The following is a 25,911-nucleotide window of genomic DNA, read 5'->3' as shown; positions in this document are numbered from 1 at the left end:
GATGTCACTTCCTGTCGCTGTGCTGGTCGGTCACACGGGCTTGTATGGCGTCGGTGTCATTGGCGAAGGTGGAGCGGGCCGCGAAGGCGGTCACGGCGGTGATGGCCGCCAGCGCCGCCAGGTACAGCGCGAATCCATTGGGCCCGTCGGTCAATTCGTTCAGCGTGATGCCGATGGCGGGCCCGGTCCCGCCGAAGACGGCTTGGACGACGTTGTAGGCGAGCGCGCCCGCCGTTATCCGGACCGCGATCGGGAACAGCTGGCTGAGCGCCACCAGGGCCGGGACGGCCAACAACCCCTTGCAGATTCCGATGCCTACGCTGCCGAGGAGCCCGCCTACGAAACCGTTGGAGGCGAGCACCAGCGTCGGGACGGCGACCACGGCCACCACACCGCCACCGATCATGAACATCTTGCGCAGTCCGATTCGGTCGCAGAACGATCCGGCGACCAGGGTGGCGACGATAACCGCGACATTGCTGACGATCGTCGCCGTATACGCCTGGTCAGCCGTCAGTTTCGTCGTCTCCTTGAGGAACGTCGTCAGGTAGGAGGTGATGGTGGTGCTGATGAGCGCGTAACTCGCGGTGAGGACGGCGAAGACCAACATCAACTTCCACGATGAGCGCAACGCGTCCGACAGCGGCCTGGCGACCTCCTTCGCCTTGGCACGTTCTGCCTTGAGCTGCTCGAACTCTGGCGTCTCGTCGGCTCGAGCGCGCAGATAGAAGCCGATCGCAGCCAGCGGCAATCCCAGAAGGAACAGGAAACGCCACCCGTAACTCTCGAATGCGTCCTGACCAATGACGGCCGATGTGAGGCGCGCCAAGACCGAACCCGCCATGATCCCGACGAACGTGGTGGCGATCAGACGCGAGACGTTCTTTGCGCGATCGTGGGTGGAACTGTGCTCGTAGACGAAGCCGATGGCGCTGGCGTACTCACCACCGGCGCCCATGGATTGGGCGAGTCGGCATACCAGGAGCAGGCCCGGGGCGAGCAGGCCGACACTGTCGTAGGTGGGAAGTAGGCCCATGGCCGCGGTGCCGCCGCAGGTGAGCAGGATCGTCATCGACAGGGCGCGCTTGCGGCCGAACTTGTCGCCGATGCGTCCGAAGATGATTCCGCCGATGGGGCGGGCGATGTATCCGAGGGCGAACACGGCGAATGTGTTCAGTAGCGCTGCGGTGGGGTTCCCCGGTTCGAAGAACTGGGCGGCGATGATGGTCGCCACCACGCCGTAGACGCCCCAGTCGTACCATTCCGCGAAGTTCCCGGCTGCAGCGGCGAGCAAGATCTTCCTCCGCCGCGCCCCGGTGAACTCGGGTCGTTGGGTGTCCATGTCATCGCCTCCAAGTAAGGGTATGGCCGGATCCGGGACGTCGAGTGTTGCCTCAGTGGCGCTTTCGACCCCGATGGGGTGCGTCGTCGGCTGCTTTCCTCACTATGGCAGCGCAGTTGCGTAAGATCTAGTTACGTCTGCTTGAACACAAAGTAAGTTTTGCTAATGTCGAGCAATGCGGCCCGATCTCATCCGTCTTCACATCCTCGCCGCGGTGGAGCGCCACGGATCGATGGCAGGCGCCGCGTCGGAACTCCGGTACACCCCCTCTGCGGTCTCGCAGCAGATCCGCAAGCTCGAGATGGAGCTTCACGCCACACTGGTCGACCGTCATCCCAAGGGGGTTCGCCTCACTGCGGCAGGACATCTCGTGGTCCGGCGGGTCCAGGCCATCGACCATCAGCTCGACGCACTGAGCGCCGACCTCGAGGAACTTCAACGTGGTTACACCGGCACCGTGCGCTTCGGGGTCTTCCCTACGTTCGCCGCAGCGCTACTTCCCGACGTCGTCATCGGACTGCGTACGGCGTATCCGCGTATCCGCCTCGCGGTTCACTCGAGCCGGATCAGCCCACTGCGGGAACTACTCGACGAACACCAGCTCGACCTCGCACTGACGTGGGACTACCCCTGGAATCAGACCCCCGACGCGGACGTCGTCCGCCGGGAATTGCTCTTCGACCCCACCGTTCTCATCGTCGCCGCCGACCACCCGTTGGCTCGCGTCGATCACATCGACCTCGCCGATGTCGCCGCCGAGGAATGGATCGTGCGTGCCGGGGGGCACCCCACGGCTGAGTTGCTCTTCCGCTGTGCGCACGCCGCGGGATTCGCGCCGAAGATCGCGATCGAGGTCAGCGACTACCAGGAAACGCAGGCGATGGTCGCAGCCGGTCTGGGAATCACGCTGTGCCCCCGTCTGGCCGCGCATCAACTCCGCGGCGACGTCGTCGTCAAACGGCTCGCTGGGCCCATCCCGACACGGCGGATATGCTCCGCGCGCATTCGTGACGCCGAGTTCACGACCGCAGCACAGAGGTTGGAAGGGATCCTGCAGACCGTCGTCGACGATTACTCGGCCATCTGATCACACTCGGTGGTAGGTCACCCAGCCCGATCGTGTGCCGAAGTCACGCACTGAGGCGTTCCACTTCGGCGACGACGGTGTCGGCGAACGCGTCGGTGTGAAGGGTTCCACCGATGTCGTGGGTGCGGGTCGCGGGGTCGTCCAGCACGTGGTCGACCGCACGTGAGATGAGGTCACCGCCCGCGATCAACCGATCGTCGTTGTGACGCTTGCCGATCCAGTCGAGCAGCATCGCCGCCGACAGGATCAGCGAGGTCGGGTTGGCGACATTGCGACCTGCGATGTCGGGGGCACTCCCGTGCTGCGCCTGTGCCACGCAGATGTCCTCACCCGCGTTGATCGCCCCACCGAGTCCGAGGCTGCCGCAGAGTTCGGATGCCTCGTCGCTGAGGATGTCGCCGAACATGTTGGTGGTGACCAGGACATCGAACCGGGAGGGATGGCGGATCAGCAGCGCCGCCGTCGCATCGACGATGAGTTCCTCGAGTTCGACGCCGGGATACTCGGCAGCGACCAGCCGGACCTGCTTCAGGAACAACCCATCCGACATCTTCAACACGTTGGCCTTGTGCACCGCGGTCACCTTCCGACGACGGCCGGCAGCCAACTGAAACGCGGTGCGTGCCACCCGTTCGCACGCCTTCGCCGTGATCTTGCGGATCGACAGTGCCATGCCGTCCTCCGGCATGAACTCCGCGGTGCCGGCAAACATGTTGCGGTCAGAGTAGAAACCTTCGGTGTTCTCGCGGACGATGACGAGGTCCATCGGATCGCGAAGTATCGTCAGGCCCTCCCGGGATCGGCAGGGCCGGATGTTGGAGTACAGCTCGAACCTTGTTCGGAGTTCCGCCGAGGGGTTGATCCCACCCTCCGCGCGAGGCGGGTAGTCATAATGCGACACCGGTCCCAAGATGACGCCGTCCACCTCCGGGACCCGCGCGAGCGTGCCGTCGGTGAGGGTGGTGCCGTGTTGCGCCAGGCTCGCGAACCCGATGTCGTGAATCTCGAAGCCGAGGTCCAGTCCGAGGGCGCGGTCGGCTGCCTGGAGCACCTGCAGGGTCGCAGGTGTAATCTCCGGACCGATTCCATCGCCGGGAAGTACCAGGATCGTGGCGCTCATCGCGTGTTCTCCTCGCGGTCTACCGCTTCGCCTCGAACCCGCGACGAAAGTCGTTTGTGTTCGATACCCAGTTCTCGGTGTTCCACCTCGCGTGTGACGGCACGCTGGCCCAAATAACCAACCAGGTGGCCCTTACTGCCACCCGCCACTCAATCACTGCCACCGGAAGTTCTTTCCCTGACCTGCCGGTTATGCCCACCAGAACGCTCAGCCAGAGCGAGTAGAGGGAAAGAGGAAGACCATGAAGAAACTCGGATTCGTCGGCACCATCGCCGCAGGTTTCGCCGCCGCCACATTAGCTCTGGCAGCCCCGGCGTCGGCTGGCATCGACCACCACACATGGGTGCACGACATCCAGCAGCAGGCCAGCGTCGGCTCCCCCCAGTCGACGGTGGGCAACGGCCGCTAAGCACTCAATTCTTGGAGGGGCACCCGCTGCGGCGGGTGCCCCTTCGTCGTGCAGGGCTGTTGCGCCGAACTGGAGAGTCACGTCGCTCTGCGCGCCCGATCACGACACTGGCTTCCACCTCGGCGGGCACTCGGCGGTCCGCATCAGCGAGAGTCGCATTCTGCAGACGCCCACTCGCACTTCCGCGCCATTACGCAACTCTCGCGTGCCGGCACTCCTAGGAGTCGCCCAGTGTGGGCCTCAGGTACGCAATTCGCCCGATCGCCGCGCGAACGGCCCGCCGACCGAAAACGCCGAGCGGGCGAATCGTTCGGCGATCAACAGATGTGTCGCGGCGTCGGGATGCAGGTTGTCCGGCAGTGGGTGCTCGGCCACGTCCAAGGGGCCGTACAGCTCGTGTCCGTCGAGGTAGTGCAGGTGCGGATCGTCAGCGGCCCTGGCGGACATCACGTCGGCGAGTTGCTCGCGAATGACCCTCAGCGCGAGCCGGCCGGCGTTGACGTCGGAGGGATCGCCCGTGGCGATGAAGCGCACCGTACCGGCACGAAGCGCCGCCGGGTCGAAGGCTCCGGGGCCCGGGGTGTCCTCGTGGATCGGACAGTGCAGGGGTCCGACGACGAGCAGCGGCACCTCCGGATGCCCGTCGCGGACGGTGTCCAGGAAGCCGTGCACCGCGGGGCCGAAGGCACGCTGCCGCATGACGTCGGCATTGACCAGATTGATGCCGATCTTGACGCTCACGAAGTCCGCCGGCGTGTCTCGCATCGTCCGTGCCGTGAACGGATCGAGCATGGCGCTTCCCGCCAGGCCGAGGTTGATCAGCTCCACCCCTCCCAGCGCTGCGGCCACCGCAGGCCACGTCGTGCTCGGGCTCAGGGCATTCGACCCCTGACTGATCGAGCTTCCGTGGTGCAACCACACCGGCCGATTCCCCGTCCGTGACGGCGCGATCGGCGCATCGGTACGCAGCGCGACGATCTCGGTCCGCTCGTGGAAGGGCAGCCAGACTTCGACGTCCTTGTCCCCCGCGGGTAGACCGTCGAAGCTCACGGTCCCGGGCGCTCCCCTCTCGACATCCGTCCGCCCCGTCGCCATGTCGATGCGGACCACGTTCCCGCCCGTCGTCGTGGCCTGACCCACCAGCTGGCCGCCGATCGTGACGTCGACCGTTCCCGGCGGCCGGTCGGGCACCCCGGACAGCGTTACCCGCGTCCGGAGGAGGTCGAGTTCCACCGTGGTGGAACGAGTCCGGAACACGAGCCGAACACCGGATGGCTGCGCCTCCGCCGACGCCAACTGGGGATCTGCGCATTGCGCGCGGGCTCGCGCAGGGAGTCGATGGGGCAGCCAGCCCAGCTCGGTACGCTCCAGCTCGGCCAAACCGCGGAAGAGGTCGGCACCGATGGTGCGCGAGTGCATCTCGGGTGTCATGTTGTGGCCCTTGCTATCACGCTGCGCCGCAGGCACCGTTGATGGCGTCGACCACCTCTTCTGGGCGGTCGACGGTGATCACCAGGCGGTCGAACCGTTCAGCGGCGTCCAGCGTGACCACGACCGCGCGGTCGTACCCCGAGATGTTCCAGAATTGCTTCTTGCCATCCGAGTGAAAGGTGCCCGAGAGCTTGCCGGGAATGCCGAGCCCCGGGCCGCGCCACCCCTTGGGTTCGTCCCTCATGCCTGGGTCGAAGGTCGCTCCCCGCACATGGGCCAGTGGAAATCTGAGACGACGGGTGAAGGACCACAGTTTGTCGAATCCCACTGGCTCGACCACCAGGCTGCCTTCGGTGACGGTGACTCGGTTGCTGCTCACTTCGACTCCTTCTCGTCGTGGGAGATCGCCCGCGCCAGCAGGCGCTCTCCCAATTGCTGTGCCGTGACGTCGTTCTCGCTGATGATGCCCGTGACGCGATCGCAGACTCGCCGGTCGACGGCCGCAAGTTCGAGCAACGCGACCATCAGGACATCGAGCCGTTCAGCGGGGTCGGCATCCGGCGCCTCCGCAGCGTCGAGGACGCGGAGGAACAAACCGTGCTTGCTCCCGAAGACGTTGTACAGGCTGCCACGATGCATTCCCGTTGCCTCGACGAGGTGGTCGATGGACGCCGCGGCATACCCTCCCCGTCGGAACACCGCCGAAGCGGCCTCGACGGCACCGGCCTCGTCGAACCGGCGCGGGCGACCCATGGGTTTGAGAATAAACGTTCAAGAACGATCGGTCAAGAATGCCGCTACACCTCAGTGCTGCTGCTCCCGCACCGGCGGCGCCTGACCCGGTGGCGGCGGGCCCGGGAACCACTCCTCGGGTTCGGGCCACACGAATCCCGGAGGGATCGAGTAGGTTTCGAACGTGGTGCCGGTGGCAGCCTGGGTGTCGAAGAAGGCGAATGCGTTCGCGTCGACGAACCGGCCCGACTGGATCAGCGGGAAGCCCCGCCGCTCGAATTCGTCCGCCCGCTGCCCCCACGGCTTCTCCTCGCAGTCGAATGCGACGTGCTGGATGCCCTCGCCGCGGGTGTCGAGGAACTCCTGGAAGATCGACGGACCGTACAGCGGTTGCATGATCTCGACCGCCAGGTCGCCGACGTCGGCGAAGCAGACCTTGATCCCGTAGTCCGCGTCCTCGCCGCGGTAGGTACGGCCCGTGACCGTCGTCGAGTCGAAGGTGTACACCCGCCAGGGTCCGATGCCGAGACGCACCAGGCCCTCCATCGTCCGCCGGTGGTCGGCGGTGACGAAGCAGATCTCGATGAGCTTGCCGAGGAAGCCATTGGACAACGTCGTGGAACTCAGCACGGTCGGAAACGCGGAGTCGTCACTCACGAACGCACCGCCCGCCGCGTCAGCAGGAAGTACAGGCCACCGGCGACGAGACTGCCGGACAGCCAGGAGAAGTCGGTGTTGCCGAACGCCTTGGCCAACGGACCTTGCATGGCGGGCACCAGCCCATACTGCCACGCCCAGGCCGCGATCAGTCCCGCTGCGAGACTCAGCAATCCGATCGGATTGAACGCCGATCCCGCCGATGCACCCGCGCCCGGGTACAGCGTGGCGACGTCCAGTGCGCCACGCCGGACCGCGAAGTAGTCCACGAGGACGATCGCCGCCCACGGGCTGATCCACACCAGGATCGACACCATCCACTGATCGAAGGCATGCGCGAAGCTGTCGGCGTTGACGAAGACCGCCAGCACGCCCGCCGCGACCAGGCCCGCAACCATGGTCACCTTCCAACGCGCCGCCCGCACGCCGATCGAGAGCGCGGCCAGCGAGCAGGAGTAGAGGTTGAGGATGTTCGTGGCGATCGGCCCGTGCACGAGGAGCAGCAACACCGGGATCGCCATCACGCCGAAGGTGCTCACGACCAGAGTCGACGGGTCGCTGCCGTGTCCGGCGCTGGCGAGACACGCGCCCAGCGCGGCGAGCCAGACGGTCGGTACGTACATGCCGAGCGACGACGACCAGAACACCGCGCGGGTGGACGCGGTGACGCGGACGAACCGGCTGTAGTCGGACGCGTACGGGATCCACGTCAGGCCCCAGCCGATGCCGATGGCGGTCAGCAACTGCGTCACCGCGGTGACCTTGTCGCCGCCGTCCATCGGAGCCCCGTTCAGATTCCAGTTGACGTCGGTGGTCGCCATGGCCATGACGGTCATGATCGCCATCACCAGGACCGTGGCGGGCACGGTGTACTTCTCGAAACTCCGGATGGCATAGAACCCGTAGAGCGCCAGTCCGAGCTGGACCGCCATGATGCCGGCGGCGACGGCGACCTCGAGCCAGACACCGCCGGTGACGCCGAGTTCCCTCAGCATCGCCAGAGCGAGGTCGAGGACCACCCATGTGTTGACACCGACCCAGCCCACCGCCAGGGCGAGCTGTACGAGCCCCGGCACGATCGCGCCCCTTCTCCCGAACGGCGCCCGGCTCAGCACCATCTGGTTGACGGCGGTGCGGTGGCCGATGACGTTGAATACGCCGAACACGGCGCACCCGACGAGGTTGCCGAACACCACCACCAGCAGCGTCTCCGTCAGGCTGAGGCCCAAGGTGATGCCGAGCGCCCCGAGCACCCAATTGATGGGTGCGATGTTGGCGCCGGCCCAGATCCAGAACAACTCCCACGGCGAACAGTCGCGACTGTCGTCGGGAATCGGGTCGATTCCGTGGGCGTCGAAGGGCACTGCGGCGTCCTCCGTTGGGCTTTCGGTGGTCGGTGCGTCAAGCGGACTGGTCGACATCGCAGGCTCCTTGGTTGCTGGCACGATCATCGAAACACCGCCGACAGCACCTGGTGAGTGGATAAACGTCCACCGTCGGGCCGTTCGAATGGATGATGAGACACGTGCTCACGCTTCGTGCCCTGCTCGACGATGCCGCGCTGGAACTCGACCTTCTGGTGCCAGGCGCCCCCGGCGACGTCGACCGAGAGGTGCTGTGGCTGCACAACACCGAACTCCCCGATCCGTCGCCCTACGTCCGGGCCGATGAACTGGTGCTGACCAACGGTCTGTGGCACGCCGACTCGGCAGCCGCGGACTTCGTCGCTGCGTTGCAGCGGGCGCGGGCCTCGGGCCTGGTGTTCGGGCTCACCGAGACGACGCCGACGGCGCCAAGGGACTTGGTCGAGGCGTGCACGGTGGCGGGGCTGCCATTGGCATCGGTGTCGATCGCCGTGCCGTTCACCGCCGTTACGGAGGCGGCGGCACGAATCCAGGGTGCGGCGCGCCACGAGGCACTGGCCGGCCTGGTGCGTCGAGGCAACGCGCTCGCGACGGCCATCTCGCGCGGCGGTGGCGCGGAGGGCGTGCTCGACGTCCTTCGGCGCGACCACGACCTGCCACTGGTCGTCGTCGACAGGATGGGCCGCCGACTGGCCGGCATTCAGACACGTCCCGACTTCGACCGGTCCGCGGCTCGGGCCCTCGCCCGCAGGCCCCCGCCGCTCGAAGTCGAGGTGCCCGAGGGCGGCCATGCCTCGCTCTTCCTCGTCGAGGGGGCGATGGGCGAGGTGGATGCAGGCCTGTTCTGCCTGCGCCCCCTGGCCGATCTCACACCGGAGGAGCGGGGTGCGGTCGACCAGGCGGCCCGGTTCCTGAGCCTGGAGGTCACCAAGCAGCAGGCACTCCAGGCGATCGAGTCGCGCTTCGCCGGCGAACTGCTCGAGATGATCCTGTCCGGTGCGCCGCGGGCCGGTGAAGTCCGAGACAGGTTGCGGGCGTTCGGCATCGACCCCGCGGGCCGATTGGCCGTCATCACCATCGTCGTCGGCGACGGGCCGCGACGGCCTCCGGGATCGACCGATGTCGTGGAGGACTTCTTCGCTCGCAGAGGGGTTCCGGCAGTCGTCGTCGCGGGCAGTCAGGACACCGTCGTCGTCTTCCCGTGGCACGAATCCGTCATGGCGATCGCCGCGTTGGCCGAGGAATTGGTCAACGCGCTGAGCGCGCGGTACCCCGAGGATCGGACGGTGGTCGGGATCGGCGACGTCGCCGTCGGTTCGGCGGCGCTGCGGGAATCCCTGATCGGGTCGCGGGAGGTCTGCCACGTGCTCTGCCGCCGCAGTGCCGGATCCCGCGTCGGAACCTTCGCCGACGTCGGCACCCACCGGATGCTGCTCGGATTGCACGACCGAACGGTGCTAAGGCGGTTCGCCGACGACCTCCTGGGTCCGCTACGCGCCCACGACTCGGCCCACGGCACGGAACTCGAGGTGACGCTGCGATGCTTCCTCGGCAACGACGGGCAGTGGTCGACCACTGCGGCAGAGTTGTACGTCCACGTGAATACCCTGCGGAACCGCGTCGCAAAGATCGGCGAACTGACCGGGCGGGACGTCGCCCGCCTGGAGGATCGCGTCGACCTGTTCCTCGCGATCGAGGCCGACGCCCTCGGCTGAGGCTCGGGGCAGCGTTCGAGGTCCTCAGCCGACCCGCTGGGTGGCAGACCACTCCCGCGTGTTGGCGATCGTGGCCATCGGCTGAATCATTGCGTGGTCGAACGGGTTCAGCTCCTCGCCCGAGGCGAGTCGCCCGGGCAGGTCCGGGTTGGCCAGTGCGCCGCGGCCCACCGAGAGCAGATCGGCATGCCCTCCATCGAGCACGTCGGCCGCCTGGCCACGGTCGTGCATCCCACCGTTGGCCATCACGGGGACCGCGGCGACCTCGCGAGCCAGCGCGGTGATGGTACGGCCGTCCGAAAGCCTTGCCGTGTCGATGAAGTCGCGGCCCTCGCTGGCGATGTGCAGATAGTCGACACCGGCACGAGCGAGTGCGGCGAAGACGACCTCGGCGTCGGCAGCGCCACCCGGCCAGCGATAGGTGAAGTCGTTGACCTTGGTCTGGGACAACCGCACGCCGATCGGGAAGTCGGCGCCGACGCGGTCGCGGATCGCCATCACGACCTCCGCGGTCAGCCGGATGCGGTTGGTCACGTCACCGCCGTAGTCGTCGTCGCGCTGATTGGTGTAGACGGTGAGGAACTGGTCCAGCAGGTAACCGTTGGCGGCATGGACCTCGACCCCATCGAACCTTGCCTCACGTGCGCGCACGGCGGCGTCGGCGATGCCGTCGACGACGCTGCGGAGGTCGTCGGCGGTCATGGCCCGCGGCGTGGGCCAGTGATCGGATCCGCCGTACTCCCCCAGGGGGCGCCCGATCGGCGTGACGGCCGACGGTGCGATGGTCGCGGCGCCGAAGGAGTTGCCCTGGGACAGTGCGCCCGCGTGCATCAACTGGGCGATGAAGGGCACGCCATGGGAGTGCACGGCGTCGGTCACCGGCTTCCACGCCTGGACGTGCGCCTCGGTCGCCAGGCCGGGCTGATTGGGGTAGCCCTGGCTGTGGGTCGTGTCGGTGTAGATGCCCTCGGTGACGATCACGCCGAAGCCGCCACGGGCGAATGCCGCGTAGTAGTCGGCCATCTCGGCGGTGGCAAGGCCATCGGGCGTGGCCGAGACGCGGGTCATGGGTGCGACGGCGAGCCGGTTGCGCAGCGCGATGGCGCCGATGAACGAGGGACTCAGGGCGGGGTGCGGGTACTGCATGGCTTCCTCCTGCTGTGTTGGTGCCGGGGTGGGTGCTAGGTGCGGGGTGTTACGAACTCGATGGCGAGCGAGGTCGGTCGCTCGCCGTTGATGGGATTGAGGTCCATCGGGCATGCCGATACGACGACCACGCTGTCCATGTGGGCCTCGAACGTCACCGCGTCTCCGGGCCGGCTGGGCGCTGGCAGCCAGGTCAGGTCGCCGTCGGTGCCCACCGGGATGTTCATGAAGACGTTGACGGGTTGCGGGACGAGGTGCGTGGTCATCGCCAGGCCGGACAGGGCGATTCGGAGGTTGTCCGCGCACGAGGCGTGCTCGGCCTCTCCTAGCGCGTCGTAGCGGGCAGCGTCACAGGCGGCGATGAGCATGTCGTGCGCACCCGGTGACGTGTCGGCGACGAGGGTCAGGATCGGCCGCCGTCGATTCGTCGCGAAGTGCTCCCCGATGCGAGGGAAGAGCCTGCTGACCGCCGTACGGGTGTGGGCGGCGGAGAGATACTCGCCCGGGTCGTCTGCGGCGAACGCGAAGAGGTCGCCGACCTGGCCGCCCTCGGTGTCGACGAGTCGGAAGCGGTCACCCGTCCGGATGCGGAACGCCAGCCCTTGGCCGGCGGGGATCATCATGCTCGCGGTGTCGTGCGTCAACTCCATGTCCACAGTCAACGTCGTCGACGTGTGGACTGCTCATGGCGTTTCGCCCAGCGACGTGGCGGATCGGTGTGCGTTCCTCCATGGCGCCTCGACCACCGACATCACTGAGGGCGCCGCACCTGGTAGGGCTCGAGCAGCTGATCGACCGGCGCGTGGTCGTCCGTCAGTGGCTCGACGTCGTCGCCGATCCACGCTGCGAGGTCGGCGCCGGCAGCAGTCGTCCAGTCCGTTTCCCGGGCATCCAGTGCCGTGTGGATGGCGGAGGGGTCGATCGGCCGGTCGGACGCCGCGACCACGATGTTCCCGCCATCGGGTGCCGCGACCGGGTCCATGCCGAGGTCTTCGGGTTCACCGGCAACGACGACGTAGTCGAAGACCTGCCGCAGGGTTGCGACCTCCGCACGCGCGAACGCGAGGTCGCCGTGATCGATGAGGTTGGCGACGTAGACACCGTCGGGTGTCAAGACGCGGCGGACGTCGGTCATGGCCTCCACCGTCGTGAGATGCCACGGCACGCTCACGCCTCCGAAGGCATCCCCGACGACGAGGTCCTGGCCTTCCGTGGGCAGCCGCGTCAAGCCGAGCCTGCCGTCCTCGACCCGTACGGCGATGCCCGCGTCCGGCGTATCGAGTTCGTCGCGGTCGATGCGCACCACCCCGGCGTCTATCTCGGAGACCAGACCCCGGGTACCGGGCCGGGTGCTCGCGAGATACCGGGGGAAGGTGAGGCCGCCCCCACCGAGGTAGTAGGCGTCGAGCGGTTGACGGGCGGGAAACGCTACGTCGACGACCGCGGCAAGTGCTCGGACATAGGTAAACTCGAGGAAGGTCGGATCGTCGACGTCGACGTACGAGTGCCGCACTCCATCGAGGATCAGGGTGCGTCCGCCATCGCGCTCGGGATCGGCGACGACCTGGGCGCAGTGATACTTCGTCTCCGCATGACAGCTGCCAGGCGCGAAGGAACTGACGAGACCGGCCGTGACCATCGCCAGCGCCAACGCCGCGGCACTCAGTCGGCGCACGCCGCGGGTCCGCCATTCGAACAGGGCCGCGCCGACGACCAGGAGCGTCCCGAGTCCGACGAGGATCGCGGTGATCGGGAACCTCGACAGCAGGACGAAGCCCGTCACCACGGTGCCTGCGATGGCGCCGGCAGTCCCCAGGCCCGACAGTTGCCCCACCACGGTTCCGGTCTCGGCGAGCGTGCTCAAGCGCAACTTGGTCACCATCGGCGTGACCGCGGACAGCAGCGCACCGGGGACCAGGATCGTCAGCGATGCGATGAACAGCAGGAGCGGCGGTGCCCACTCGGCAACGCTTCGGAGTACCGCAGGCGTGAACGCGACGACGATGCCGGATGCGGCGAGTGCGGGTCCGATCAGCCGACGCGGATCCGCGCGGTCGGCAATGCGTCCACCCGCCCAGGAGCCGAGAGCGATTGCGCTGAGCGCAATTCCGATCACCAAGGTGCTGGTCTCGAGCGTCAAACCGAGGTACGGAGCGAGTAGTCGCAGCGCGGTGATCTCGACCACCAGCACCGCCGCCGACGACGCGACGACGAGAACCGCTGCGGCGCGGAACCCCATCCTGGCCCGCTGTGCCGACTCCGAGTGTCCGGACGGTGGGGGATCTGTTTCGGTCACGCGGCCCATACTCCCAGTCCACCGGCAGCGGCCTTGAACGATCTCCGCATGGGCCCTGGACCGGCGTTCAGACGAACGGGTAGGGGCCGTCGAACACGCCGATCTGACTGGTGTGGCTCACGAGGCCGTGCCGCTCGTTCCACAGGTGCAACATGCACCCTCGTGGTCCGGCGTGGCTGGACGGTGATGCGCCGGCCGACAGCCGCAGGTCTATCTCGGTGACGGTGCTCGGACAGGCGCAGAGGACGGTGTCGGCCCACCGGGTGAGCATCGACCGATGCACGTGTCCACAGAGCACGATCTCGACGTTGCCGACGCGTTCGACGACCGCCCGCAACCCGGCGCCGTCGACGTAGCGGTACTGGTCCATGACGTCGATGCCGCTGACGATCGGCGGGTGGTGCAGCATCAGCAGAGTCGGCTTGGTCGTGTTCGCCGCCAACGTATCGGCGAGCCAGGTGAGGCCATCGGGGTCGACGTGTCCGTGGTGGCTTCCCGGAACGGTGGAGTCGAGTCCGATGATGCGAACGGGATGGTCGTCCACGCAGTAGTGCAGCGGTCCATGCGCAGGTAGGTAGCGGTGGTCAGAGAACGCGGTTCGGAGGTTCTCTCGATCGTCGTGGTTGCCGGGGATCAGGAGGAACGGAATAGTCAAGCGCAGCAATATCTCCCGGAGATACTCGTACTCCTCCGGCCTACCCTCGTCGACGAGGTCGCCGGTGAGCAGGACGAGATCGGGACGGCGGTCCATCGCTAGCAGATGGTCGATGGCGTCCACGAGCGCGCCGTTGGAGTCCACCACGCCGTGATAGAGCATTCCGTGGGGACAGACGTGCAAATCCGACAGTTGCGCGATGAGCATCGGGCCACTCTTACACGCGGCGGACAGACTAGCTACACGACGCCCGGCCAAAAGTGGACCGTAGGCAACACCTTGTCACGATGGGTTCAGCCAGGCTCCTCGGTGGGCGCCGGTGGCGCGAGTACTGACGGCACTGCGGATTGTGTCTGGAGAGTCGAAGGAGTCGTCGACTTCTTGGTCGTCTCCCCGTACTCGGCTGACGGAGCGTTCGACAGGCTCGTCATCCCCTCCGACTCCACCGCGTTGAGCGTCAGGGCGCCCGCTGCCAGAATGGCACCCACGCTCATTGCCGCGAGTAACGAGTTGCTCCTGTTTCGTCTGCGCGAATCGTTGGTCACCGTTGTCGCCTTCCGTCTGGGACCCGACCTTCGATGTGCGTGTCGAGTTGGTCGGGTACCTGAAATCAGATGATAATTCGTCGTCTTGCAACGTCATTCGCACCGTGTCACGCGAATATCTATTCCCAGGACGACGAACGCCGGGTATCGCTGTACCCATGTCTGCCCCAGCAACGAGGATGCGGCCCGCAGGGTCGGCCTCACGAGGACAGGCCGCCTGGGTGACGATGCAACCGGTGCATCGTCGAGGGAAGCGGCCGCCCCAAGACGGCTCAACCGGTCCGCCGGGGAATCAAAACCCGGTGCGAACCGCTGAGAGGAAGTGGTGTCGCACCGACACGACTCGAGCCACCTGATGCACGCGAAGGAGCAGCCCATGCCGGAGCCCATTGACTTCGACGAGATGAATCGCAAGGTAATCGCCGAATTCCGCGAGTCCGGTGGGACCGCCGGCGGCGTCTTCGAGGGCAAGCCGCTGGTGCTCGTGCACCACACCGGCGCCAAGTCCGGCACCGAGCGCATCGCCCCGCTCGTTCCGTTGGTGGACGGCGACCGCCTCTTCATCTTCGCCAGCAAGGGCGGCACCGACACGAATCCGGACTGGTACCACAACTTGGTCGCACACCCCGACACCGTCGTCGAGTACGGCAGCGAGACGTTCGGTGTCAATGCTCGACTGCTGACCGGGGACGAGCGGGACGACGTCTACGCCAAGCAGGTCGAGGTCGAGCCCCAGTTCGGCGATTATCAGCGCAAGACCGCGCGCGTGATCCCCGTCTTCGAACTCGAAAGGGTGGGAAACTGACTCGTGGCGATCACCGTGTTACTGGAACTCAAGTTCAAGCCCGAATCGGTTGCGGAGGCACGCGAGTTGATGCGGCGAGAGCTGCAGACCACTCGCGACTTCGACGGCAATCTGACCACTGACGTCATCGCCGACGAAGACGACCCCGGTCACTGGATCATCTACGAACGCTGGGACTCGGTGGAACAGGACGAGGCGTACCGCGCGTTCAGGGCCGCAGACGGCAAGATCGAGGCGCTCCCTGCTCTGCTCGCGGCCCCGCCGGTGAAGATCCGGTACCTCGACACCGACGTCTAGCGGTCAATCGAGGTCCGGATCGGGTGCGGCTCGTCCTCGCGGGGACGACTGCTCGGTCTCGGTTCGGACCCGCAGCATCCGCTCGTATCCGTGCTGCCACAGTTTCGCCAAGACCATCCACTCGGGGGCGTACGGGTTCCGGTCGCCGGGATCGGCGACCGACCCCGAGTACAACGCGAACATGTACTCCGCGCGCTTCGACATCGGCCAATCATGCGGGCGCGCGGGTCCGGTCAGCCGGAGCCCACGCCGATGACGGGTTGCCGGAATGCGCCGTCGAGGTCACGGACGGCGCCCCGGTCGGCCGACGTGGCCAGCAGGGCGTAGGCGCGCAGCGCGGCCGACACCGGGCGCTGCCGACTGTGCGGTCGGTAACCGCCGGACTCGCGGGCGGCGCGGCGGATGGCGAGGTCGGCGTCGTCGACGTCCAAGGTGATCCTGCGCCCGGGGATGTCGATCGTGAGGATGTCGCCATCCTCGACCAGCGCGATCGGGCCACCCGCGGCGGCCTCGGGTGAGACGTGTCCGATGGACAGGCCGGAACTACCGCCGGAGAAGCGGCCGTCGGTGATCAACGCGCACGACGTCGCCAGTCCGCGGCCCTTCAGAAACGACGTCGGATACAGCATCTCCTGCATCCCTGGCCCGCCGCGCGGCCCCTCGTAGCGCACGACGAGCACGTCCCCGGCGGACACCCGCCCACCGAGGATGGCGTCGACCGCCTCGTCCTGGGACTCGACGACCACTGCGGGACCTGTGAATTCGAGCAGCGCGTCGTTCACACCCGCGGTCTTCACCACACATCCGTCGGGGGCGAGGTTGCCGGTGAGGACCGCCAGACCGCCGTCGAGGCTGTGGGCGTGCCCGACGTCGCGGATGCACCCGTGGGCGGCGTCGAGGTCGAGGCCCTCCCACCGTTCGGACTGGGAGAACGCCGTCGCGCTGCGGCGCCCTCCGGGGGCGGCGTGGAACAGGTCGACCGCCTCGTCGGACGGGGCCGGCCCTCGCACGTCCCAGGTGTCGAGCCACTCGCCGAGGGTGGCGGCGTGCACGGCGTGGACGTCGGGCCGCAGCAGCCCGGCGCGGTGCAACTCCCCCAGGATCGCCGGGATGCCGCCCGCCCGGTGCACGTCCTCCATCAGGTGGGGACCGTTGGGCGCCACCTTGGACAGACACGGGACGCGCCGGGACATCGCGTCGACGTCGTCGAGGGTGAAGTTCAGCTCGGCTTCGTGCGCTGCGGCGAGGAGGTGCAGCACGGTGTTGGTCGAACCGCCCATCGCGACGTCCATCGCCATCGCGTTCTCGAACGCCGCTCGCGATGCGACGGCCCGCGGCAGCACCGAGGCGTCTTCCCCGTCGTAGTACCGCAATGCGAGATCGACCACCGTCGCGCCGGCGTCTTCGTACAGCGCGCGACGGGCGGTGTGCGTGGCGAGAACCGAGCCGTTGCCCGGCAGCGCGAGGCCCAGCGCCTCGACGAGACAGTTCATCGAGTTGGCGGTGAACATCCCGGAGCACGACCCGCACGTGGGGCAGGCGGCCTCCTCGATGCGGGCCAGGTCCGCCTCGCCCACGTCCGGGTCGGCGGCGCCGCTCATGGAGTCGATGAGGTTCAACCCGGTGCGGACGCGACCGTCGACCATGGTCGCGCGGCCACCCTCCATCGGCCCACCCGAGACGAACACCGTCGGGACGTTGAGCCGCAGTGCGGCCATCAGCATTCCCGGAGTGATCTTGTCGCAGTTGGAGATGCACACCAGGGCGTCTGCCCGGTGCGCCTCGACCATGTACTCCACCGAGTCGGCGATGAGGTCCCGGGACGGCAGCGAGTACAGCATCCCGGCGTGTCCCATCGCGATGCCGTCGTCGACGGCGATGGTGTTGAACTCGCGTGCGATCCCGCCCGCGGCGTGGATCGCCGCGGACACGATGCGCCCCACCGGTTGAAGGTGAGTGTGACCGGGGACGAACTCGGTGAAGCTGTTGGCCACCGCGATGATCGGCTTGCCGAAGTCCTCCCGCGCGACGCCGGCGGCACGGAGCAGTGCTCGCGCCCCGGCCATGTTGCGGCCGTGGGTGACGGTGCGAGAACGCATGGGGATGGGCATGACTCCACCATGCGGGTCGGGGGCGATGATGAGAAGACGGTGTCACCACTAGTAGTGGGACTACTAGGTTCACTACCGTGCCCACACAGGACGACCGGCGCGCGGAACTCGGTGCCTATCTGCGCCGCCGACGTGAAGACCTGATCCGCAGCGACTTCGGTCTGCCGCCTGCGGGACGCGCCCGCACCCTGGGCCTCCGGCGGGAGGAGGTGTCCTATCTGTCGGGGGTCAGCGTCACCTGGTACACCTGGCTGGAACAGGGCCGCGACATCAATCCCTCGCGCCAAGTGCTCGACGCCGTCAGCCGGACCCTGCGGCTCGGCGTCGCGCAGCACCGGTACGTGCTCGCACTGGCCGGCTACGCGCCGATGCCCGCCGCGGCCGCCGACGAGGTGGCCGCGGTGCCGGCACACGTGCAACGGCTCCTGGATGCCATCGGCGACAATCCCGCCTACGCGTTGACGGCCGAATGGGGTATCGCCGGCTGGAACGCCGCGTACGAGCGCCTCTACCCCAACGTCGCCACCACTGCCTCCGCCGACAGGAATCTGCTGTGGCTGGTCTTCACCGACCCGTTCGTGCGGGGATTGCTGGCCGACTGGGAGGACACCAGTCAGCGCTTCCTTGCGGAGTTTCGGGCGGAGGTCGGATCGCGGCTGGGTGACCCCTCCCTGCTCGAGTTGGTGGCACGCCTCGTCGACGCGAGTCCCGAGTTCCAGGCGGGCTGGGAACGGCACGACATCGGCGGCTTCGAGTCCCGCGAGCGGGTGTTCCACCATCCCTCCGGCAGCACCGTGACATACGAACACCACCAGCTACGCCCGTCGGACCAACCCGAACTGCAGGTGGTCGTCTACACGCCGATGTGATCGGCCGATTCCATCGGATCGGGCTCCCCGCCACCGCCAGTGACCGACGTTACCCAGGGTGTCCAGAATCCGAACACACACGTCGCTCGGTACACGCCACAGTCGAGGCATGAGACATGCATCGTCACCCACCCTGCTGAAGAACTCGAGCGTTCCCGAGCCGGAATGGTCGGCCACTGCTCGCCACGGCCTGCGACCCGCCCCGGGCGGGTTGGCCCTGGTGCAGGACTTCCTCAATACGCGTGCATTGTCGGAAACCGGAATCGATCTGCTGGGCAACACCAGTGGCGCCAACGAGTGGGCCGCCAAAGCAGTGCGGGCATGGAATGCGAGGCGCGGGTCGGCAACTCGGCCACCGACGATGTCGACCCACGACGCCGCCGAGTTGAGGTCGATGCGGGACCACCTCGTGAACCTGCTCGCCGGGCGCGGCCCCGCGACAGACGTCCGCCCTGCCACCGACGCAATCTTGGTCACCACCAGAACCGGCGACGTGCACTGGGCGCCCGCGGGCCACGGTTGGCGATGGCTCGACGCCGCCATCTCCGGTGAGGTCCTCCTCAGCCAGCAGAACGGAACCTGGCGGCGACTGAAGCAGTGTGAGAATACTGATTGTCGTGCGACGATGTACGACAGCACCTGGGACAACCGTGCCGTCTGGCACGACCGCTCGACCTGCGACCCCTCATTCGGCAGGCCCTATCCCTTCCACAGCTGAAGGCTCCGATGCCGCAGAACCCGTCCGCCCGATGACTGCGGATGCACTTGCCGTCGCCGCCCGCCGCATGGCGCTGACCGGACTCGATTCGCAGGGTCCTCGAGACACCACGGTGTCTCCGGTCGACCCAGGGAGCCGACTGCTGGCCGCGGCGCGACCCGTTCTCGATCGGATGGCGTCGATCCTCGAGGGAAACGACGTCTGCATCATCCTCGCCGATCGCGATGTGCGTCTGGTCGACCTGCGGCCGGGGACCACGTCCATCGGCGACGCGGTGGGCGAGAACGGCGCAGCGGTGGGAAACCTCTTCTCCGAGGCGTCTTCCGGAACCAATTCCGTGGCAACCGTTCACGAGATGCGGGCGCCACTCACCGTCATCGGTGATCAGCACTTCCTCGAACCGATGAAGAAGTTCAGCTGCCACGGGTATCCCGTCATCCATCCGCTGACCCGCCGCCTCGAAGGCGTCCTGGACCTCACCTTCTTCGTCGACGAGGGGAACCCGCTACTCCACCCGATGATCGAGTACGCCGCCCGTGACATCGAAGCGCAACTCCTGGCGCAGTCACCTCGCGACGAGCAGACGCTCATCGAGACGTACCAACGTGTTTCGGCCCGTCGTAGAGGAAGGCCGGTCGTCGGGCTCTCCGGTGACCTCGTTCTGGCGAACTCGGCTGCCACCGCGCTACTCGACTCGGTCGACTACGCGGCGCTCGGAACCATCACCGCGGAGGCGCCGGTGGCGTCGCACGTCCTGAGTTCAGGCGTCCGTGTCGGCCTTCGACTGACACGTGCGACGCCCGGTGCCGGCATCGTGTTCGAAATCGAGCCCCGGGAGAACCGTGCGCCGACGACGCGTCTCGATCCGACGTCGAGGAGCCGCTCGCGGGTGGAGCGCGTGGAGAATCAGCTCACCGACGCGCGGGCACACAGACGGTCCCTGTCCGTCGTCGGCGAGCGCGGAACGGGTCGGTCTGCCGCTCTGACGCGCTTGATGGCCGACACCGATCCGTTGACGTTCAACGGCCTCGACCGGGTTCACGAATCCGAAGTCGACTGGCTGCAGCGGGTCACCGACGCACTGCACGACGCCGCGCGTCCGGTGATCATCGAGAACGCGCATCTGTTGTCCCCGTACGCCGCGCGTGCGACCCGTGCCGCGCTGGAGACGACGTCTGCATGGTTCGCACTGTCGAGTGACCCCCTGAATCTGTTGTCTCCGGACGCCTTTGCGCTCATCGACTGCTCGGCGGTCCGGCTCGCGCTGCTTCCGCTCCGGCTCCGCAAGCACGAGATCCCGGCTCTGGTCCAACAAACGATGGACGAATCGCCATCCGCGGCTCGCTTCACCCCCGCCGCACTCCGCACCTTGCTCGCGTACGACTGGCCCGGCAACGATTCCGAGTTGCGGGCCGAGGTGGTGGCCGCTGCCCGACGTCGCTCCACGGGGGACATCGCCGAAGGGGACCTCGTTCGTATCCAGGACCGCGCCGAAGGCCCGAAGCTCGGGGCGATCGACACGGCCCTGCGCGCCACCGTGCAACACGCACTTGCCACACACGATGGCAACAAGCTGGCCGCGGCACGCAGCCTCGGCATCAGCCGCACGACCCTGTACAAGCGCATGCGGGCCTTCGGCCTGAACGTCTGACCCCAACGTCGGTCTTCGTCCGCGAAACATGCTGGCACCTTTGGTGTATCACACCCCTGGAGCGATCGTCTCGCAGTGAGGAGTGCCACACCACCTGTCCAGGAAGTGAACATCTCGGCCGTCGCACCGACGGCACCATGAGGGACGTGAACCAGTCAACAGCAACCCCGACGACCATGACCGACCCCAACGACGACATGAAGGCCTCCATCGACTACATCGTGATCGGGGCAGGAACCGCGGGCAGCGTCCTCGCCGCGAGACTCAGCGAGGATCCGCACACCAGCGTCCTCCTGGTCGAAGCCGGGTCCGCAGAGAAGCTCCCCGCGATGGCCGTCCCCTTCCGATGGCCCGAACTGATGGCGACGACCGCCAATTGGGGCGACAGCACGAGCGTTCAATCTTTCTCCGGGACATCGGTACCTGCACCACGGGGAAGGGCCGTCGGTGGATCGTCGAGTACGAACGGGCTCACCTTCGTCCGTGGGCATCGCGCCAGCTATGACGCCTGGGTCGACCAGGGCGCCAAGGGATGGGGATTCGACGACCTGCTGCCGTACTTCCAGCGATCCGAGACCACCGAGGGCCGCGACCCCGACGTCCGCGGAACCGGCGGCCCGCTGACGGTCGGACCCACCGCACAGCCCAGCCCCGTCGTGGTTTTTGCACTCGACGCCGCGGCTGACCTGGGTTACGAAACCGCACGCGACATCAGCAGCGGTGTCGAGACCGGATTCGGCCTGGCCGACAGCAACATCAAGGACGGTCAGCGCCAGAGCGCATCCGACGCCTACCTCGACGAGGAGACGCTCGCACGCCCCAATCTGCGGATGGTCACCGACGCGACAGTTCAGCGCATTCTGGTGACCGATGGCGTTGCCGTCGGTGTCGAGTATCTGCTCGACGGTGAGACGACGCGCGTTGACGCCGCCTGCGAGATCATCCTCACCGCAGGTGCCATCGGTTCGGCACACCTGTTGCTCGCCTCGGGAATCGGGCCGGCCCATCACCTGCGCGAGGTCGGCATCGACGTGATCCTCGACCTACCGGGAGTCGGGCAGAACTTGCACGACCACCCCATGTCGACCGTTCTGTACGAGGCGACGGCACCGCTGCCGCACGAGCCGCACAACCCGATGGGCCAAGCGGTCGGGCTGATCGAAACCGTGCATGCGGAGGCCGGACCGAACCTCCAGATCCTGGTGATCGCTGCGCCCATGCGTGCCGCCACCCTGCCCGGACCCGAGAACGGGTATGCCGTCGCGTTCTCCGCGATCACGCCGTTCAGTCGGGGCCGGGTGCGTCTCGCGAGTGCCTCCATGGCGGTTGGACCGCTGATCGACCCGAACTACCTCGGCGACGAACGCGATGTCGCCGTGATGGAGGCCGGCCTCGAGATAGCCAAGCAGATCGGTGAATCAGCCGCCATGTCCGAGTGGCGCGGAGAAGAAGTCCAGCCCGGGCCGACCGTTCAGGACAAGTCGTCCGTGCGTGACTACCTCGGGCGCAGTCTGCTCGTCTACTTCCACTACGCCGGCACCTGCCGGGTGGGTACCGACGAGATGGCAGTGGTGGACCTCGACCTGCGGGTGCGTGGCATCGACGCCCTCCGTGTCGCAGACGCCTCGATCATGCCGTCCCCCGTCTCGGCCAACACCAATGCCACCGTCTACGCGATTGCCGAGAGGGCGGCCGACCTCATTCGACTGTGACCGCCTCGGGCGCGCGGCCTGGAGGACGAACGGTGCCGTGGCGGTATTCACACGCCACGGCACTACCGTTCGACGCCGATGCCCTCGCTGAGGAGGATCTTGCGGATGGCATCGATCTCGCGGTCGACCAGCGGCAGCAGTGGATCGGCGCATCGGGGCACGTCGATCACACCGCGTAGGTACTGCGCGGCCTTGAAGGCGCCCAATGCCGCTGCGGTGAAACCGATTCGAGATCTGTCGGCGACGTCGACGATGGCGAACAGCCTCAAGAGTCGTTCCTGCTCCGTGTTGGCTGTGACCCAGTCACCGGCGGCGGCTGCGCGTCCGAGTCTGACGTATCCGTCGGGGTCGACGTTGCCCAGTCCCGGCACCTGCCCGTGCGCACCGAGCCGCAGCGCCAGGTCGGTGACCGTCTCGGAGCCGGTGAAGACGCGGAGGCCGGTGCCTGCGGTCGCGAGCAGGATCTGACGGAATGCGGTCAGGTCGCCGCTCGAATCCTTCAGTCCCGCAATCGTCGAGGAATCGGCCAGCTCGACGATGGCGCTCTGCGGCAGACGGGTGTTGGTGGCGCTGGGGATGTCGTAGGCGATGACCGGCACGTCAACGGCGCCGGAGATCAGCCGGAAGTGCCTGACCACCTCGGCCGGGTGGGGAGCGACGTAGAACGGCCCGGTGGACACGACGGCGGCAGCACCGCGCTTGGCTGCAGCGCGCGCGTGGTCGATCACGCGCGCGGTACCGGTGTCCACCGCGCCGGCGACCACTGGGACCTGGCCGCCGGCGACGCCGGTGGCCACCTCCACGACACGCTGCCGCTGCGAATCCGACAGCAGCGCAGTCTCCCCCGACGAACCGCCGACGAACAGACCGTCGACACCCGCCGTGACGAGGAAGGTGCACAGCCGTTCCAGCGATGCCGTGTCGACCTCGCCGTCGGCGTCGAGAGGGGTGGTCAGTGGCGGGATGACGCCGCCGAGGGCGGTTGGCGTGCTCATCGGTTCACTTCCGCATCGTCGGTGGTGGCGTCGGCACCCAAGCGACCGACTCGGCCCGCCACGTCGAAACCGACGAGAATGGCGACGAGGATGGTGAATCCGACCGTCAGCACCGTCAGCGCCGTGCCCAGACCCAGCGACGCTGCCACGGACGCACCCATGATCGGGGCGATCGCACCGCCGAGAGCGCCCACGTTGTAGCAGAAGCCGAGACCGCTGGCCCGAACGTTGACGGGCAGGTGGTCGGAGATGAACTTGGGTAGCAGGCCCGAGATTCCCTGGCTGAAGAACTGCAGCCCGAACAGCAGCACCCACAGCCACACCACGTGATCACTGCTCAGCGAGAAGACGGGCACGACGAATATCAGCGAGATGAGCAGTCCCAGAACGTACGTACGGTTCGTACCGAGCCGGTCGGCGACGACGCCAGACGTCACCGAACCCGCCGCGTAGCCGAGACCTGCCCACAGCAGCACCTGTGCCACCTGCGCCGGGTCGAACTGCAGCTCGGTCTTCAGGTAGGTCGGCAAGAGTGACTGCAGCGGCCAGGAATAGAGGAATGCGGTGAGCACGGTGATGATCAGCATCACGAACATGCCGGTCTTCCCGTCGGCGAGTTGCCGGGCGAGGAGGAAGAAGCAGGCGGCGGCGACGAGCGCCAAAGCCACGACCCATGGACCGGTCACGGTCCGGCTGAAGATGACCACCAGGTCGGCGGCCGCGACGATCGAGATGGCGATGTTGCCCATGCGCCGTGCGGGGTTGAAGAGCAATTGCATCGCGGTGTTCTCGGCGATCACGCCGCTCTTGACTCCTTCCTCCCATTCCGTCGCCTCGGGCAGTGCGCGTCGCATCCAGAGGGCGACGGCGGCCGGGAAGAGTCCGATGAAGAACATCCACCGCCATCCGAGGCTCGGTACGACCAGTGGATATAGCTGGCTCGCGAGGACGACGCCGATCGGGTACGCCGACAGCAGCGCACCGCTGGTGCGGTTGCGGAAGCGCTTCGGCCAGGACTCCATCGCGTAGGTGACGCTGCTGGCGTATTCGCCGGCCATGCCGATGCCGACGATGGCGCGAAAGACGAACATCGACCAGTAGCCCCAGGAGAGGCCGCAGAGGAAGCTGCCGCCGGCGAAGCAGAAGATGCTGATGATCATCGCGCCCTTGCGGCCGAAGCGATCGGCGACCGCCCCGAGTAGCAGGCCGCCGAACCACCGGGAGACGAATGCGGCGCTGACCAGGGTGGTGGCCTGGACCAGGCTGAGGTCGAACTCGCCTGCCAGCTCAGTGAGCACCAGGGTGATCAGGATGAAATCGAAGCCGTCGAGCAGGTAGCCGATCCACGCGGCCCAGAACTGTTTCCACTGCGTCCGTGTCAACGAAGTCCGAGCGTTCGAATCGTGGGGTGCGGTCGTCATCCCGGCACCTCCAATCAGATATCAGATATGTGTGAGCGGATATCTGGACGCTAGCGCATGACGCAGGTCACAGCAAGACCGAATCGGGAAGCAGCCGGCCTACGCCGGGTGGGTGTCGAGGCTGCGCTGCAGATCCTCGAAGTGACGCGCGACGGCATGCGTCATCGCAGCCCGGTCCCCCGACCGGAGGGCGTCAACGATCGCGGCATGGTCCTCGGCCGTGGGCCGACGCAGATCGAGCACGACGTGGTCGGAGGCCTTGCGAAAGATGGTCCAGAACACGTCGATCAGCTGCAGCACGAATGGGTTGCCCAGCGGTGCGAACAACGCTTGGTGAAAGGCCTGATCGACGTCGGCGGGGACCCTTCCGTGCCGGGCATTGGCACGCATCTCGCCGACCAGCCCGTCGAGCTCCGACAGGTTCGCGTCGGTGATCACCTTGGCGACCTCCCCGATGAGACCTTCTTCGAGGGCTCGGCGGGCTTGCAGGAGTTGCGCCAGCGGCACGCTGTCCGCCTGCAGGCCGTAGGGCAACTGTTCGATGAGGGGTCCGAAGCTGAACGCGCCGACGTAGAGGCCCTTCCCCCGCCTGACCTCCACGACGCCGTGGGCTTCCAGCCGTCTAAGACCCTCACGGACCGAGGTCTTGCCGACGTCGAGCAACGCGGCGAGCTCCGCCTCCGACGGCAGCGGGTCGCCGGGCTTGAGCTGCTTGTCGACGATGAAGGTCCGGATGGCGGCACCGGTTTCGTGTGACAGCAGCGTGCGCATCAGTCCTCCATCGGCTTTCAACCCAGAACTTCTCGGATATCAGGTACGCTACCGCCTTCGTC

The 25,911-nt window shown here is 67.1% G+C and carries 25 protein-coding genes; 9 read left to right on the top strand and 16 right to left on the bottom strand.

Going from position 1 to position 25,911, the window contains the following annotated elements:
* Positions 1–4: 4 nt before the first annotated feature.
* Complete coding sequence (locus tag G6N64_RS20330; protein WP_163799180.1) at positions 5–1,342, bottom strand: MFS transporter; 1,338 nt, start codon at positions 1,340–1,342, stop codon at positions 5–7.
* Between the two features lie 175 nt (positions 1,343–1,517).
* Here G6N64_RS20330 and G6N64_RS20325 point away from each other — a divergent pair, with 175 nt between their 5' ends.
* Positions 1,518–2,429 (top strand): LysR family transcriptional regulator, encoded by a 912-nt coding sequence (locus tag G6N64_RS20325; RefSeq protein WP_163799178.1) that lies wholly within the window; start codon positions 1,518–1,520, stop codon positions 2,427–2,429.
* A 43-nt stretch (positions 2,430–2,472) separates the two neighbouring features.
* Here G6N64_RS20325 and G6N64_RS20320 read toward each other — a convergent pair whose 3' ends face one another.
* Complete coding sequence (locus G6N64_RS20320) at positions 2,473–3,549, bottom strand: isocitrate/isopropylmalate dehydrogenase family protein (RefSeq protein WP_163799176.1); 1,077 nt, start codon at positions 3,547–3,549, stop codon at positions 2,473–2,475.
* A gap of 241 nt (positions 3,550–3,790) precedes the next feature.
* Between G6N64_RS20320 and G6N64_RS29960 the strand changes: the two genes are divergently transcribed.
* Complete coding sequence (locus tag G6N64_RS29960; protein WP_174266849.1) at positions 3,791–3,958, top strand: hypothetical protein; 168 nt, start codon at positions 3,791–3,793, stop codon at positions 3,956–3,958.
* Between the two features lie 240 nt (positions 3,959–4,198).
* On the opposite strand, the gene G6N64_RS20315 is transcribed toward G6N64_RS29960, so the two are convergent.
* From G6N64_RS20315 to G6N64_RS20295, 5 genes are read right to left on the bottom strand one after another with little or no spacing between them, the layout of a single operon-like run.
* Positions 4,199–5,389 carry a GDSL-type esterase/lipase family protein gene (locus G6N64_RS20315; protein WP_197748294.1) on the bottom strand — a complete coding sequence of 397 codons (1,191 nt, stop codon included), beginning with the start codon at positions 5,387–5,389 and terminating at the stop codon, positions 4,199–4,201.
* Between the two features lie 16 nt (positions 5,390–5,405).
* Entirely contained in the window at positions 5,406–5,768 is a 363-nt protein-coding gene (locus G6N64_RS20310; RefSeq protein WP_163799175.1) for a hypothetical protein, read from the bottom strand.
* Entirely contained in the window at positions 5,765–6,142 is a 378-nt protein-coding gene (locus G6N64_RS20305) for a TetR/AcrR family transcriptional regulator (RefSeq protein WP_163799173.1), read from the bottom strand. Before G6N64_RS20305 ends, G6N64_RS20310 begins: the two co-directional genes overlap by 4 nt.
* Positions 6,143–6,193: 51 nt before the next feature.
* Positions 6,194–6,778 carry a VOC family protein gene (locus G6N64_RS20300; RefSeq protein WP_197748293.1) on the bottom strand — a complete coding sequence of 195 codons (585 nt, stop codon included), beginning with the start codon at positions 6,776–6,778 and terminating at the stop codon, positions 6,194–6,196.
* A complete protein-coding gene (locus tag G6N64_RS20295) occupies positions 6,775–8,199 on the bottom strand; it encodes a cytosine permease (RefSeq protein WP_163799171.1) in 1,425 nt (474 codons plus the stop codon). Before G6N64_RS20295 ends, G6N64_RS20300 begins: the two co-directional genes overlap by 4 nt.
* 104 nt (positions 8,200–8,303) lie before the next feature.
* Here G6N64_RS20295 and G6N64_RS20290 point away from each other — a divergent pair, with 104 nt between their 5' ends.
* Positions 8,304–9,857 carry a PucR family transcriptional regulator gene (locus tag G6N64_RS20290; protein WP_163799169.1) on the top strand — a complete coding sequence of 518 codons (1,554 nt, stop codon included), beginning with the start codon at positions 8,304–8,306 and terminating at the stop codon, positions 9,855–9,857.
* 24 nt (positions 9,858–9,881) lie between these two features.
* On the opposite strand, the gene G6N64_RS20285 is transcribed toward G6N64_RS20290, so the two are convergent.
* The 4 genes from G6N64_RS20285 to G6N64_RS20270 form a co-directional block, all read right to left on the bottom strand.
* Entirely contained in the window at positions 9,882–11,003 is a 1,122-nt protein-coding gene (locus tag G6N64_RS20285) for an oxidoreductase (RefSeq protein WP_163799168.1), read from the bottom strand.
* Positions 11,004–11,038: 35 nt separating this feature from the next.
* Positions 11,039–11,653 carry a DUF1989 domain-containing protein gene (locus tag G6N64_RS20280; RefSeq protein ID WP_163799166.1) on the bottom strand — a complete coding sequence of 205 codons (615 nt, stop codon included), beginning with the start codon at positions 11,651–11,653 and terminating at the stop codon, positions 11,039–11,041.
* A gap of 101 nt (positions 11,654–11,754) precedes the next feature.
* On the bottom strand, positions 11,755–13,308 hold the full coding sequence (locus G6N64_RS20275; RefSeq protein ID WP_409370767.1) for a fused MFS/spermidine synthase: 1,554 nt from the start codon (positions 13,306–13,308) through the stop codon (positions 11,755–11,757).
* 58 nt (positions 13,309–13,366) lie between these two features.
* The gene (locus G6N64_RS20270) at positions 13,367–14,161 is read right to left on the bottom strand and encodes a phosphodiesterase (protein WP_163799164.1); all 795 of its coding nucleotides are present in this window, start codon (positions 14,159–14,161) and stop codon (positions 13,367–13,369) included.
* Between the two features lie 714 nt (positions 14,162–14,875).
* Between G6N64_RS20270 and G6N64_RS20265 the strand changes: the two genes are divergently transcribed.
* The gene (locus G6N64_RS20265) at positions 14,876–15,304 is read left to right on the top strand and encodes a nitroreductase family deazaflavin-dependent oxidoreductase (RefSeq protein WP_163799162.1); all 429 of its coding nucleotides are present in this window, start codon (positions 14,876–14,878) and stop codon (positions 15,302–15,304) included.
* A gap of 3 nt (positions 15,305–15,307) precedes the next feature.
* Positions 15,308–15,601, top strand: a complete 294-nt coding sequence (locus G6N64_RS20260; protein WP_163799160.1) for a putative quinol monooxygenase — start codon at positions 15,308–15,310, stop codon at positions 15,599–15,601.
* Positions 15,602–15,604: 3 nt separating this feature from the next.
* Here the strand turns inward: G6N64_RS20260 and G6N64_RS20255 are convergent, their stop codons facing one another.
* Positions 15,605–15,805 (bottom strand): hypothetical protein, encoded by a 201-nt coding sequence (locus G6N64_RS20255; RefSeq protein WP_163799158.1) that lies wholly within the window; start codon positions 15,803–15,805, stop codon positions 15,605–15,607.
* 29 nt (positions 15,806–15,834) lie between these two features.
* Positions 15,835–17,712, bottom strand: a complete 1,878-nt coding sequence (ilvD, locus tag G6N64_RS20250; protein ID WP_163799156.1) for a dihydroxy-acid dehydratase — start codon at positions 17,710–17,712, stop codon at positions 15,835–15,837.
* Between the two features lie 77 nt (positions 17,713–17,789).
* On the opposite strand from ilvD, the gene G6N64_RS20245 reads away from it, so the two are divergent.
* The 4 genes from G6N64_RS20245 (at position 17,790) to G6N64_RS20230 (ending at position 22,662) form a co-directional block, all read left to right on the top strand.
* Complete coding sequence (locus G6N64_RS20245) at positions 17,790–18,581, top strand: helix-turn-helix transcriptional regulator (RefSeq protein WP_163799154.1); 792 nt, start codon at positions 17,790–17,792, stop codon at positions 18,579–18,581.
* 220 nt (positions 18,582–18,801) lie between these two features.
* On the top strand, positions 18,802–19,299 hold the full coding sequence (locus tag G6N64_RS20240; protein WP_163799152.1) for a CGNR zinc finger domain-containing protein: 498 nt from the start codon (positions 18,802–18,804) through the stop codon (positions 19,297–19,299).
* A gap of 31 nt (positions 19,300–19,330) precedes the next feature.
* Positions 19,331–20,950 (top strand): helix-turn-helix domain-containing protein, encoded by a 1,620-nt coding sequence (locus tag G6N64_RS20235; RefSeq protein ID WP_163799150.1) that lies wholly within the window; start codon positions 19,331–19,333, stop codon positions 20,948–20,950.
* Positions 20,951–21,096: 146 nt separating this feature from the next.
* Positions 21,097–22,662 carry a GMC family oxidoreductase gene (locus tag G6N64_RS20230; protein ID WP_246230726.1) on the top strand — a complete coding sequence of 522 codons (1,566 nt, stop codon included), beginning with the start codon at positions 21,097–21,099 and terminating at the stop codon, positions 22,660–22,662.
* Between the two features lie 62 nt (positions 22,663–22,724).
* Here G6N64_RS20230 and G6N64_RS20225 read toward each other — a convergent pair whose 3' ends face one another.
* The 3 genes from G6N64_RS20225 to G6N64_RS20215 all read right to left on the bottom strand — a co-directional run bounded on the left by G6N64_RS20225 (position 22,725) and on the right by G6N64_RS20215 (position 25,849).
* Positions 22,725–23,657, bottom strand: coding sequence for a dihydrodipicolinate synthase family protein (locus G6N64_RS20225; RefSeq protein WP_163799148.1), 933 nt, complete (start codon positions 23,655–23,657; stop codon positions 22,725–22,727).
* Entirely contained in the window at positions 23,654–25,078 is a 1,425-nt protein-coding gene (locus G6N64_RS20220) for a sialate:H+ symport family MFS transporter (protein ID WP_163799146.1), read from the bottom strand. The genes G6N64_RS20225 and G6N64_RS20220 overlap by 4 nt, the downstream gene beginning before the upstream one ends.
* A gap of 99 nt (positions 25,079–25,177) precedes the next feature.
* Entirely contained in the window at positions 25,178–25,849 is a 672-nt protein-coding gene (locus G6N64_RS20215) for a FadR/GntR family transcriptional regulator (RefSeq protein WP_163799144.1), read from the bottom strand.
* Between the last annotated feature and the right edge of the window lie 62 nt (positions 25,850–25,911).

It is taken from the genome of Mycolicibacterium sediminis, assembly GCF_010731735.1.
GTDB lineage: Bacteria > Actinomycetota > Actinomycetes > Mycobacteriales > Mycobacteriaceae > Mycobacterium > Mycobacterium sediminis.
The sequence above is the reverse complement of the archived record's forward strand: the minus strand, read 5'-3'. Positions and strand labels throughout refer to the sequence as shown.

Bases quoted from the DNA above. Each gene is read 5' to 3' on its own strand.
- G6N64_RS20270 (WP_163799164.1), bottom strand. From the start codon at position 14,161: ATGCTCATCGCGCAACTGTCGGATTTGCACGTCTGTCCCCACGGAATG.
- G6N64_RS20320 (WP_163799176.1), bottom strand. From the start codon at position 3,549: ATGAGCGCCACGATCCTGGTACTTCCCGGCGATGGAATCGGTCCGGAG.
- G6N64_RS20305 (WP_163799173.1), bottom strand. From the start codon at position 6,142: ATGGGTCGCCCGCGCCGGTTCGACGAGGCCGGTGCCGTCGAGGCCGCT.
- G6N64_RS20330 (WP_163799180.1), bottom strand. From the start codon at position 1,342: ATGGACACCCAACGACCCGAGTTCACCGGGGCGCGGCGGAGGAAGATC.
- G6N64_RS20255 (WP_163799158.1), bottom strand. From the start codon at position 15,805: ATGTCGAAGCGCGCGGAGTACATGTTCGCGTTGTACTCGGGGTCGGTC.
- ilvD (WP_163799156.1), bottom strand. From the start codon at position 17,712: ATGCCCATCCCCATGCGTTCTCGCACCGTCACCCACGGCCGCAACATG.
- G6N64_RS20275 (WP_409370767.1), bottom strand. From the start codon at position 13,308: ATGGGCCGCGTGACCGAAACAGATCCCCCACCGTCCGGACACTCGGAG.
- G6N64_RS20315 (WP_197748294.1), bottom strand. From the start codon at position 5,389: ATGACACCCGAGATGCACTCGCGCACCATCGGTGCCGACCTCTTCCGC.
- G6N64_RS20220 (WP_163799146.1), bottom strand. From the start codon at position 25,078: ATGACGACCGCACCCCACGATTCGAACGCTCGGACTTCGTTGACACGG.
- G6N64_RS20285 (WP_163799168.1), bottom strand. From the start codon at position 11,003: ATGCAGTACCCGCACCCCGCCCTGAGTCCCTCGTTCATCGGCGCCATC.
- G6N64_RS20295 (WP_163799171.1), bottom strand. From the start codon at position 8,199: ATGTCGACCAGTCCGCTTGACGCACCGACCACCGAAAGCCCAACGGAG.
- G6N64_RS20280 (WP_163799166.1), bottom strand. From the start codon at position 11,653: ATGGAGTTGACGCACGACACCGCGAGCATGATGATCCCCGCCGGCCAA.
- G6N64_RS29960 (WP_174266849.1), top strand. From the start codon at position 3,791: ATGAAGAAACTCGGATTCGTCGGCACCATCGCCGCAGGTTTCGCCGCC.
- G6N64_RS20325 (WP_163799178.1), top strand. From the start codon at position 1,518: ATGCGGCCCGATCTCATCCGTCTTCACATCCTCGCCGCGGTGGAGCGC.
- G6N64_RS20265 (WP_163799162.1), top strand. From the start codon at position 14,876: ATGCCGGAGCCCATTGACTTCGACGAGATGAATCGCAAGGTAATCGCC.
- G6N64_RS20225 (WP_163799148.1), bottom strand. From the start codon at position 23,657: ATGAGCACGCCAACCGCCCTCGGCGGCGTCATCCCGCCACTGACCACC.
- G6N64_RS20235 (WP_163799150.1), top strand. From the start codon at position 19,331: ATGACTGCGGATGCACTTGCCGTCGCCGCCCGCCGCATGGCGCTGACC.
- G6N64_RS20215 (WP_163799144.1), bottom strand. From the start codon at position 25,849: ATGCGCACGCTGCTGTCACACGAAACCGGTGCCGCCATCCGGACCTTC.